The organism is Streptomyces misionensis (assembly GCF_007896895.1).
In the GTDB taxonomy this organism is placed as follows: domain Bacteria; phylum Actinomycetota; class Actinomycetes; order Streptomycetales; family Streptomycetaceae; genus Streptomyces; species Streptomyces misionensis_A.
Window position 1 is genome coordinate 82274 of record NZ_VOGW01000101.1, and the last position, 10943, is coordinate 93216.

At 73.1% G+C, this 10943-nt stretch carries 8 protein-coding genes and 1 pseudogene; 5 read left to right on the plus strand and 4 right to left on the minus strand.

Features of this window, described 5'->3' with window-relative positions; genetic code table 11:
- Window positions 1–97: 97 nt before the first annotated feature.
- Window positions 98–976: a CAP domain-containing protein gene (locus FRZ03_RS17585; protein WP_146466104.1), complete on the minus strand. Its 879-nt coding sequence runs from the start codon at window positions 974–976 to the stop codon at window positions 98–100.
- Between the two features lie 613 nt (window positions 977–1589).
- On the opposite strand from FRZ03_RS17585, the gene FRZ03_RS17590 reads away from it, so the two are divergent.
- Window positions 1590–2504: a HipA family kinase gene (locus tag FRZ03_RS17590; protein WP_146466105.1), complete on the plus strand. Its 915-nt coding sequence runs from the start codon at window positions 1590–1592 to the stop codon at window positions 2502–2504.
- 119 nt (window positions 2505–2623) lie between these two features.
- Here FRZ03_RS17590 and aceB read toward each other — a convergent pair whose 3' ends face one another.
- Together aceB and FRZ03_RS17600 are read right to left on the minus strand one after the other, a co-directional pair.
- Window positions 2624–4249 (minus strand): malate synthase A, encoded by a 1626-nt coding sequence (aceB, locus tag FRZ03_RS17595; protein ID WP_146466106.1) that lies wholly within the window; start codon window positions 4247–4249, stop codon window positions 2624–2626.
- A 184-nt stretch (window positions 4250–4433) separates the two neighbouring features.
- Window positions 4434–5051, minus strand: a complete 618-nt coding sequence (locus tag FRZ03_RS17600) for a nucleotidyltransferase family protein (RefSeq protein ID WP_146466107.1) — start codon at window positions 5049–5051, stop codon at window positions 4434–4436.
- A 146-nt stretch (window positions 5052–5197) separates the two neighbouring features.
- Between FRZ03_RS17600 and FRZ03_RS17605 the strand changes: the two are divergent.
- A pseudogene (locus FRZ03_RS17605) lies at window positions 5198–5521 on the plus strand (DUF5955 family protein); the annotation flags it as partial.
- Between the two features lie 92 nt (window positions 5522–5613).
- On the opposite strand, the gene FRZ03_RS17610 reads toward FRZ03_RS17605, so the two are convergent.
- Window positions 5614–6408 carry an IclR family transcriptional regulator gene (locus tag FRZ03_RS17610; protein ID WP_146466108.1) on the minus strand — a complete coding sequence of 265 codons (795 nt, stop codon included), beginning with the start codon at window positions 6406–6408 and terminating at the stop codon, window positions 5614–5616.
- A gap of 272 nt (window positions 6409–6680) precedes the next feature.
- On the opposite strand from FRZ03_RS17610, the gene allB reads away from it, so the two are divergent.
- The 3 genes from allB to FRZ03_RS17625 all read left to right on the plus strand — a co-directional run bounded on the left by allB (window position 6681) and on the right by FRZ03_RS17625 (window position 10921).
- The gene (gene allB / locus FRZ03_RS17615; RefSeq protein WP_146466109.1) at window positions 6681–8021 is read left to right on the plus strand and encodes an allantoinase AllB; all 1341 of its coding nucleotides are present in this window, start codon (window positions 6681–6683) and stop codon (window positions 8019–8021) included.
- A gap of 49 nt (window positions 8022–8070) precedes the next feature.
- Window positions 8071–9186: an allantoicase gene (gene alc, locus FRZ03_RS17620; protein WP_146466110.1), complete on the plus strand. Its 1116-nt coding sequence runs from the start codon at window positions 8071–8073 to the stop codon at window positions 9184–9186.
- 406 nt (window positions 9187–9592) lie between these two features.
- Complete coding sequence (locus tag FRZ03_RS17625) at window positions 9593–10921, plus strand: globin domain-containing protein (RefSeq protein WP_261399207.1); 1329 nt, start codon at window positions 9593–9595, stop codon at window positions 10919–10921.
- Window positions 10922–10943 lie beyond the last annotated feature (22 nt).

Sequence of the window (10943 nt, forward strand, 5' to 3'; positions counted from 1 at the left end):
TGCTGCGGTGGACCGGCGCGGACGGCGCGGACGCCCGGTACCTGCCGTTGCCGAACCCGCTGGCCGACGGGCGCTGACCGCCGGCCGCCGGCGGCGGTCAGCGCCCGGTGCCGAAGTCCTGGGTCCAGTAGCTGCCGGGCTGCGCGAGACCGACGCCGATCTCCCGGAAGCCGCAGTTGAGGATGTTGGCCCGGTGGCCGGGGCTGTTCATCCAGCCCGCCATGACCTCGTCGGCACTGGCGTAGCCGTAGGCGACGTTCTCGCCGTACGCGCTCCAGCCGTACCCGGCGCGTGTGATGCGGGTCCCCGGGTCGGAACCGTCGGAGCCGGTGTGCGACATGTTCTGGTGGGCCGCCATGTCCGCGCTGTGCTCCTGCGCGGCCGCGGTCAGCTTCGGGTTGAGCGTGAGGGGCTGGCAACCCGCCTGCGCACGCTCGGAGTTGACGAGCTGCACGATGCGCGCGGTCACCCCGGACGCGGTGTCGGCGGTCCCCGGCGCACCGGACGTGGACGTGGCCGTGGACGCGGAGGGGGCGGCGGGCGCCGGGGCGGTCGTGGCGGGATCGGTGGGCGTCGGGACGACCGCGGAGGCGGTGGCGACGGCCGTCTTCCCCGGGTGGACGGCCACGGTCGGGCGCGCGGCCCCGGGGTGCGGGGCGGCGGCGGCCCGGGACGCGGGCGCCGCGGTGGCGCCGCCCCGGTGGTGGACGTGGTGTCCCCGCTGCTGGGGTATGACCGTCCGCTCGGGTATGCCTGCCGGCGCGGGCGCGCCCGTCGATGTGGACGTGCCCGTTTGCACGGGCGTGTTCGCCAAGGCCGCGGAGGCGCCCGCGGCCCCGGCGGTGGTCGTCGGGTCCGCCGTGCCCTGCGGCCAGTCGGAACAGGCCAGGGCGACGGACGGCACGCCCACCGCGCCGACCGCGACGGCGCCGATGACCATCCGCCGGAAGTAGTACGTCTTACGGTGCTTGCCCATAGAAGAACCTCGCTCGGTGATCGCCGAGCGCCCAGTCTCGACACGGCCTCACAAGGACCGCAAAGGGCGCCGCTACTACCTCGGGTCGTAGCCCCGGTGGGCTCTTGTCAGGAGGGCCCGGAAGTGCTGACTTCGCGAACGCGACGTTCACGCGGTATCCGGCGCACCGTCAGAACGACGCACCCGCAACCGGGGAGGGGGCGGCCCCGGGCCCGGGGAGATCCACGCTCCGAGAGGCTCCCCGCGCTGCGGTCAAGCCGGACAAATCCCATATGTCATCGGCGGGCCGACTACTAAGCGCCCCGGTTAGTCGCCGGACCCTCCGTGACGGATGTCACTCGCGGGCCCGCCCACGTACCCCGGCGGCCGGTCCGGCCGGGCTCCGGTGGGATGGTCGAAAGCTTTCGGTGCGGTGCTCGACATTCATGCCCGGACCTGCTCTGCCGATGGCTCCCTTCGTCCGGCGCAGGCGGAAAGAGACCGGCCGGGCCCCACGGCGGCCCGGTAATGCGCGCGAGCCGCCCCGCTTACTATGCTCACTTGGTTGCCCTGGATTGCAGCCGTTGGAGCGAGCCGTGGAATGTGAAGCAAACAAGCCGTGGGGCCTTGGAAAATGCTGAGAGAGGTCACCGCGACCCGCTACATCGAGCCCCTGCACTCCGGTGGTTCGGTCCCCGGGATCGTCGAGGGCGACGATCTGGGGACGTACGTCGTGAAATTCACCGCGTCCGCGCAGGGACACAAGGCACTGGTCGCGGAGGTGATCGTCGGAGAACTCGCCCGGGCGCTCGGGCTGCGCTTCCCGGAGCTGGTGCTCGTGCACTTCGACCCGGCCGTCGCCGACGCCGAGCCGCACCAGGAGGTGCGCGACCTGCACAGCGCGAGCGCGGGGATCAACCTCGGCATGGACTACCTGCCCGGCGCCCGCGACTTCACCCCGGAGGTCGCCCGCGCCTTCCCGGTGGACCCGCTGGAGGCGGGCCGCATCGTGTGGCTGGACGCGCTGACCGTCAACGTCGACCGCACCGTGCACAGCTCCAACCTGATGGTCTGGCCCACGCGCGGCACGGTGCCGCCGCGCCTGTGGCTCATCGACCACGGCGCCGCCCTCGTCTTCCACCACCGCTGGGACACCACGACCCCGGGCAAGCGGTACGACTTCCGCCACCACGCCCTCGGCCACTACGGACCCGACGTCCGCGCCGCCGACGCGGAACTCGCCCCGCGCGTCACCGAGGAGCTGCTGCGGTCGATCGTCGCCCAGGTGCCGGACGCCTGGCTGGCCGAGGATGCGGGGTTCGCCGGCCCCGACGACGTCCGGGACGCCTATGTCGCTTATCTCCTGGCCCGGGTCCGGCTGTCGGCCGAGTGGCTGCCCACCGAGTTCCCGAGCCGTGAGCAGCTGGCGGCCGAGGAGGCGGCCCGCGCGGCGCGGACCCAGGCGGGCCGCCCGGACTGGCTGAAACAGGTCCCCGATCTGCACGGCAAACCGGCCGTGGAACACGACGGCGCGGTCCACCTGCGCTGAGCGGCGGAGCCGGGGGACCCCCAGCGCCGGAGCGGCCCCCAGGGGAAGACGTACGGGTGCGCCCCAGGGACAGAACGGGTGCGCCCCGGGGGAGACCTCCCGGGGCGCACCCGTACGGGTCAGCCCTTGAGCTGCTCGTACGCCGGCAGGGTCAGGAAGTCGGCGTAGTCCTCGTCCAGGGACACCTTCAGCAGCAGGTCGTGCGCCTCCTGCCAGTGCCCGGCGCGGAAGGCCTCCTCGCCGATCTCCTTGCGGATGCCGTCGAGTTCCTCGGCGGCGACCTTGCGGGCCAGCTCGGGCGTCGCCTTCTCGCCGTTCTCGAACTCGACGCCCGCGTTGATCCACTGCCAGATCTGGGAGCGGGAGATCTCCGCGGTGGCCGCGTCCTCCATCAGGTTGAAGATGGCGACCGCGCCGAGCCCGCGCAGCCAGGCCTCGATGTAACGGATGCCCACCTGCACGGCGTTGACCAGCCCCGCGTACGTCGGCTTCGCGTCCAGCGAGTCGATCGCGATCAGGTCCGCGGCCTCCACGTGCACGTCCTCGCGCAGCCGGTCCTTCTGGTGGGGCTTGTCGCCGAGGACCCGGTCGAAGGACTCCATGGCGATCGGCACCAGGTCGGGGTGGGCGACCCAGGAGCCGTCGAAACCGTCGTTCGCCTCGCGGTCCTTGTCGGCGCGGACCTTCTCGAAGGCGACCTTGTTGACCTCCGCGTCCCGGCGGGAGGGGATGAAGGCCGCCATGCCGCCGATCGCGTGCGCGCCGCGCTTGTGGCAGGTGCGCACGAGGAGTTCGGTGTACGCCCGCATGAACGGGGCCGTCATCGTGACGGCGTTGCGGTCCGGCAGTACGAACCTGGGGCCGCCGTCGCGGAAGTTCTTCACGATGGAGAACAGGTAGTCCCAGCGCCCCGCGTTCAACCCGGAGGCGTGGTCGCGCAGTTCGTAGAGGATCTCCTCCATCTCGTACGCGGCCGTGATGGTCTCGATCAGCACGGTGGCGCGGACGGTGCCCTGCGGGACGCCCACATAGTCCTGCGCGAAGACGAACACGTCGTTCCACAGCCGCGCTTCGAGGTGCGACTCCGTCTTCGGCAGGTAGAAGTACGGGCCCTTGCCGAGGTCCAGCAGCCGCTGGGCGTTGTGGAAGAAGTACAGGCCGAAGTCCACGAGGGCGCCGGGGACCGGGCGGCCGTCGGCGTCGGTGAGGTGCCGCTCGTCCAGGTGCCAGCCGCGCGGGCGCATGACGACGGTCGCCAGTTCGTCGGCCGGCCGCAGCGCGTACGACTTCCCGGACCGGGGGTCGGTGAAGTCGATGGAGCGGGTGTAGGCGTCGATCAGGTTCAGCTGGCCGAGGACGACGTTCTCCCAGGTGGGAGCCGAGGCGTCTTCGAAGTCGGCGAGCCAGACCCGCGCGCCCGAGTTGAGCGCGTTGATGGTCATCTTGCGGTCGGTGGGGCCGGTGATCTCGACCCGCCGGTCGTTCAGCGCGGCCGGGGCCGGGGCGACCTTCCAGGAGTCGTCCGCGCGGATCGCGGCGGTCTCCGGGAGGAAGTCGAGCGTGGAGGTGCGGGCGATCTCGGCGCGTCGCTCGGCCCGGCGGGCCAGGAGTTCGTCACGGCGCGGGGTGAACCGCCGGTGCAGCTCCGCCACGAAGGCGAGCGCCGCGTCCGTGAGGACCTCTTCCTGCCGGGGCAGGGGCTCGGCGTCGACGATTTCCAGCGGGGACGGCGCTGGTGCGGACATGAGCTGTCACTTCCTTCAGCGGTGGCACCACGTGCCCAACGGCACGAACAGGACGAATCGCACCCGTTGTGCGGCCGAGTGCTTCTGAGCAGTGGATACTAGTTTCCTCATCGTGGAACTTCAATGGTCTGTTGATGTCGAGAATCTCAGGGTCGAGGCAAGGTGGCGCTCGGTGCCACCCCGTTCACTCAAGGTGGCTCAGATCGGCCTCGGTGTCGATGTCGTACGGCTCCGCCACGTCCGCGCACTCCACCAGCCGGACGGCGTCCGCGCGGGCCTTCAGATAGGCGCGGGCCCCCTGGTCCCCGGTGGCGGCCGCCGATATCCCCGCCCAGTGCGCCGCGCCGAACAGCACCGGATGACCGCGCACCCCGTCGTACGCCGCCGAGACCAGCGAGTCCTCGCCCTCGTACGCCCGCAGCACCCGCGCCACCGCCGCCGGTGTGATGCCCGGCTGGTCGACCAGGCAGACCAGGGCCGCCCGTGCGTCCGTCCGGGCGAGCGAGGCCAGCCCCGCGCGCAGCGAGGAGCCCATGCCCTCGGCCCAGTCCGGGTTGTCCACCAGCACGCAGCCGTCCAGCGCGGCCCGCTCGCGGACCTCCCGCGCCCGCGCGCCCAGCACGACGTGGATCCGCCCCGCCCCGGCCGCCCGCAGCACCCCCACCGCATGCTCGACCAGCGGGCGCCCCCGGTGCTCCAGCAGCGCCTTGGGCCGCCCGCCGAGCCGCCGGCCGCCACCGGCGGCCAGCAGCAGCCCGGCCACGTCCGCGCCCCGTTCCCTGTGGTCCTGGATGTCCGTCATGGGTCCTGCATACCCGACGGCTGCCCGGCCGGCCGGTGTCCTTGGGCTGAATTTCGGTACGCCCTGTGGCGCTAGCCAGGTCCGGTGGCGTTTACTGGCCCGCGCACGACGGCGTGGCATGCCTGGGGAGGGCTGCTTTGCGGAGCTTGGGGCAGAGGCCGGTGACCGGCCGCGACGAGGACCCGAGGGTGGCGGAACTGCGGGTGGCGGTGGCCCGCCTGCGCCGCGAACTGGCCGCGCTGCGCGCGGACTTCCCGGACCGGGCGATAGCCGAGGAGGAACTGGCCGCCCTCGCGGCGATGGCCGCCGACGGCTCGCCGGAGATACCCCGGCTGCGCGGCTCCCTGCTGCTCGTCGCCGGCGCCATCGGGTCGATGAGCGCCCTGGCCGGACCCTTACGGGAGGTCAGGGACGCGGTGGATCTGTTCGGGCGGGCGGCGCACCGGGATCAGGGTTCCCCGCCCGGGGGCTCGGCGAGCCGCGCGGGCGACCGCCACGGACCCGCGGCGGCCGGTCGGTCGTCCGACGCCCTCTGGTAGCGCCCCCCCGTACGCGCGGAGCGTTACGCGCCCGAACTCGCCAGGGCCTGGGACAGCTCCAGGGCCACCTGCCGCAGCACCGGCACGATCTTCTCCGTCGCCGCGTCGGTGACCCGTCCGGCCGGCCCGGAGATGGAGATCGCCGCGGCCGTCGGGGACTCCGGCACGCACACCGCGAGGCACCGCACCCCGATCTCCTGCTCGTTGTCGTCCACGGCGTACCCCTGCCGGCGTACCTCCGCCAGCGCGGTGAGGTACTCGTCCGGCGTGGTGATGGTCTTGTCCGTCGCCGCGGGCATCCCCGTACGGGTCAGCAGTGCGCGCACCTCGTCGTCCGGCACCTCGGACAGCAGCGCCTTGCCCACACCGGTCGAGTGCGGCAGCACCCGCCGGCCCACCTCGGTGAACATCCGCATCGAGTGCTTGGACGGCACCTGGGCCACGTACACGACCTCGTCGCCGTCCAGCAGCGCCATGTTCGCCGTCTCGCCGGTCTCCTCCACCAGGCGGGCCAGGTACGGCCGGGCCCAGGTGCCGAGCAGCCGGGACGCGGACTCGCCCAGGCGGATGAGCCGGGGGCCGAGCGCGTAGCGCCGGTTGGGCTGCTGGCGCACATAGCCGCAGGCCACCAGCGTGCGCATCAGCCGGTGGATGGTGGGCAGCGGCAGCCCGCTGGTCGCGGACAGTTCGCTGAGGCCCACTTCGCCGCCCGCGTCCGCCATCCGTTCCAGCAGGTCGAAGGCGCGCTCGAGGGACTGGACCCCGCCACCGCCGGCGGACTTGGCGGAGTCGGGGGTGCTGGCGCTGGACGTCGGCACGGCGCGTTCCTTTCGGGGCGGACGGAGGGCAGCAGCCTACCCGGCAGACGGTTGACTCCCCGCTTGTGCGTAGCTACATTCTGCTTACTGGAATTGTAATTCCGCTTTGTGGAAACGTCCAGGGTGACCGACCCTCGCTCGTCGCCGGAAGCGTGCCTCTTGACGGCGTGGGAGGGGGAGTGAAGACTCCTTCAACAGAACGTTGAAATCCGTTTCATGGCTGTACATCCCTGTTTCCCTGGTGTGACACGGCGGTACAGAGAGGGGTTCGGGTGTCCGACGCTGAACTGGTGCTGCGCTCGACGCGCGTCATCACCCCGGAAGGGACGCGGGCCGCCACGGTCACCGTCGCCGACGGGACGATCACGGCCGTACTGCCGTACGACGCCGAGGCCCCGGCCGGCGCGCGCGTCGAGGACGTCGGCGACCACGTGCTGCTGCCCGGCCTGATCGACACCCACGTGCACGTCAACGACCCGGGCCGCACCGAGTGGGAGGGCTTCTGGACCGCCACCCGGGCCGCGGCGGCCGGCGGCATCACCACCCTGGTCGACATGCCGCTCAACTCCCTCCCGCCGACCACCACCGTCGAGCACCTGCGGATCAAGCGCGACGTGGCCCGGGACAAGGCGCACATCGACGTCGGCTTCTGGGGCGGCGCCCTGCCGGACAACGTCAAGGACCTGCGGCCCCTGCACGAGGCCGGCGTGTTCGGCTTCAAGGCCTTCCTCTCCCCGTCCGGCGTGGACGAGTTCCCGCACCTCGACCAGGAGCGACTCGCCGTCTCCCTCGCGGAGATCGCCGGCTTCGACGGCCTGCTCATCGTGCACGCCGAGGACCCGCACCACCTCGCCGCCGCCCCGCAGCACGGCGGCCCCCGCTACGCCGACTTCCTCGCCTCCCGCCCGCGCGACGCCGAGGACACCGCCATCGCGGCCCTGATCGCCCAGGCCCGCCGGCTCGGCGCCCGGGTGCACGTGCTGCACCTGTCGTCCGGCGACGCGCTGCCGCTGATCCGCGCCGCCCGCGCCGACGGCGTCCGGATGACCGTGGAGACCTGCCCGCACTACCTCACCCTCACCGCCGAGGAAGTCCCCGACGGGGCAAGCGAGTTCAAGTGCTGCCCGCCCATCCGCGAGGCGGCCAACCAGGACCTGCTGTGGGAGGCGCTGGCCGACGGCACCATCGACTGCGTCGTCACCGACCACTCGCCCTCCACCGCCGACCTCAAGACGGCCGACTTCGCGACCGCCTGGGGCGGCATCTCCGGTCTCCAGCTCAGCCTCTCCGCCGTCTGGACCGAGGCGCGCAGGCGCGGCCACACCCTCGAAGACGTGGTCACCTGGATGTCCGCGCGCACCGCCGCCCTCGCGGGTCTCGACGGCCGCAAGGGCGCCATCGCCCCGGGCCGCGACGCCGACTTCGCGGTCCTCGCGCCCGACGAGACCTTCACCGTCGACCCGGCCGGCCTCCAGCACCGCAACCGGGTCACCGCCTACGCCGGCAGGACCCTGCACGGCGTCGTCAAGTCCACCTGGCTGCGCGGCCGGCGCGTCTACGCCGACGGCGAGTTCACCCCGCCGCAGGGCACGCTGCTCGACCGCCCCCGGTGAGCCACCCCGCACCCGCCCGGCCGACTCCCGAAAGGAACCACTGATCATCGTGACGGCGACATCAGGTTTTACCGGCGACGCGCACCCCTACGGAGGCGGTGACCCGTACGCGGACTACCGCACCGCCGACTTCCCCTTCACCCGGCACGCCAACCTCGCCGACCGGCGCCTCGGCGCCGGTGTCATCGCCGCCAACGACGAGTTCTTCGCCCAGCGCGAGAACCTGCTGGTGCCCGAGCGCGCCGAGTTCGACCCCGAGCACTTCGGCCACAAGGGCAAGATCATGGACGGCTGGGAGACCCGCCGCCGGCGCGGCACCGGCCCGCAGGACCCCTGGCCCACCGACGAGGACCACGACTGGGCGCTCGTCCGCCTCGGCGCCCCCGGAGTGATCCGCGGCATCGTCGTGGACACCGCCCACTTCCGCGGCAACTACCCGCAGGCCGTCTCCGTCGAGGCGGCCTCGGTGCCGGGCTCGCCCACACCCGGAGAACTGCTCTCCGGCGACGTCAAGTGGACGACCCTGGTGCCGCGCACGCCCGTCGGCGGCCACGCCGCGAACGGCTTCGCCGTCTCCGCCGAGCAGCGCTTCACCCATGTGCGCGTCAACCAGCACCCCGACGGCGGCATCGCCCGGCTGCGGGTCCACGGCGAAGTCGCCCCGGACCCCGGGTGGCTGGCGGCGCTCGGCACCTTCGACGTGGTCGCCCTGGAGAACGGCGGCCGGGTCGAGGACGCCTCCGACCTCTTCTACTCCCCGGCCACCAACACCATCCAGCCCGGCCGCTCCCGCAAGATGGACGACGGCTGGGAGACCCGGCGCCGACGCGACCGGGGTAACGACTGGATCCGCTACCGGCTCGTCGCCCAGTCGCAGATCCGCGCCCTGGAGATCGACACCGCCTACCTCAAGGGCAACAGCGCCGGCTGGGCGTCGGTCTCGGTGCGCGACGGCGAGGACGGCGAGTGGCGCGAGATCCTGCCCCGCACCCGCCTCCAGCCCGACACCAACCACCGGTTCGTCCTGCCGGAACCGGCGATCGGCACCCACGCCCGCATCGACATATACCCCGACGGCGGCATCTCCCGGCTGCGCCTGTACGGCTCGCTGACGGAGAACGGCGCGGACCGGCTGGCCGCGCGCCACCAGGAGCTGGGTGGCTGAGCAAACGTCACCCGGATCGAGGGGCGGGCACCGCGGGGAGGCGGCGGCCCGCCCCTCGCGCTGCCCACGGTGCGTGCCGTGGTCCACAGCGAACCAGCTGGTGGCGGGCGGTGAACAGGGCCGAACGGCCCCATCGGCCAGGGCCGGACGGCACCCGGCCCGCGGTGCAATACTGGCGCGTCTTCCGGCCGGACCACCGGCTCCGCAGGACACGGTCCACCCCCGTCGGCCCCGGTCGGCGGCGCGCTCGCCCCGTTCGACGGGACGTCGCGCGGGCGGCCGTGACCGTGGCCGCCGTACGGTCCACGCGAAGACGGCGCTGAAAGAGCGCGCCGACGACCGCCGGGCGACGGGGGCCGGGACCGGGACGGCGGCGCGCGACGTACCGCAGGGAGAGAGCCAGCCCGTGAACACCACCAGAAGCGACGCGCACGACGAGTACCACGCGCTCCTCGCCCGGCGGGACGCGATGCGCCTGCGCCAGCAACTCCTGTCCCCGTCCGGGCGGCCCGACCCGGGCCCGGGCCGCCCGCGGGCCGGCGGGCACCAGGAGTGGGCGCAGCCGTACGACGGCGCCGCCGACCAGCAGGTCATCACCCGCCATCTGCCGCTGGTCACCCCGTTCGCCGGTCTCATCGGACACCTCTACGACGCCATGTTCGAGCGGCACCCCTATCTGCGCTCGCTCTTCCCCGACTCCATGGAGTTCCAGCGGGTCCATCTGGAACGCGCCTTCTGGTACCTGATCGAGCACCTCGACCGGCCGCGCGAGGTGACCGAATTCTGCGCCCGGCTCGGCCGCGACCACCGCAAACTGGGCGTCCAGCCGGTGCACTTCGAGGTGTTCGAGCACGCGCTCGCCGAGGCCCTGCACCGCAGCGCCGGCGAGCGCTGGACCGAGGAGATGGAGCGGGCGTGGCTGCGCATGCTCCGCTTCGCGGTGGCGGCCATGGTCGACGGCGCGGCCGGGGCGCTGGCCGAACCGCCGTACTGGAACGGCACGGTGACCGCCCACGAACGGCGCGGCCCCGACCTCGCGGTGCTCCGCGTGCACACCGCGGAACCGTTTCCGTACCAGGCCGGGCAGTACACCCGCATCCAGAGCCCGCTGCTGCCCCTCACCTGGCGGCCGTACTCCATCGCCTGCGCGCCCCGCGAGGACGGCGAACTGGAGTTCCACGTCCGCCGCACCGGCCCCGGCGGGGTCAGCGACGCGCTGGTGGCCCGCACCCGCGTCGGCGACCCCCTCCGCCTCGGGCCCGCCCAGGGCACCATGACCCTGGACCACGACCCCTCGCGGGACGTCCTGCTGGTGGCCGGCGGCACCGGCTGGGCCACCGCCCGCGCCCTGATCGACGAGCTGTCCCGGCGCTCCCTGCGCCGCGGCGCGCACCTGTTCATCGGCGCCCGCACCCTGGACGACCTCTACGACACGGCCACCCTGTCCCGGCTGGAGAAGAACTGCCCCTGGCTGCGCGTCGTCCCGGTGATCGGCGAGGGCCCCGGCGCCGCCGCCGACGCCTCGGTGGCCGACGCGGTCGCCCGGCACGGCGACTGGTCCGGCCGCATCGCCTACGTGAGCGGTCCGCCCATGATGGTCACCGCGACGGCCTACGGCCTGACCGCCCTGAACCTCCCCCCGGAGCGGATCCACCACGACCCGGTCGACGGCACCTTGCCGCCGGCGTCAGGGGCACCCCGGCTGAGCGCACCGGAGGCGATCACGCAGGGGTGAGCGGGGGCCGCCGACAGAACGC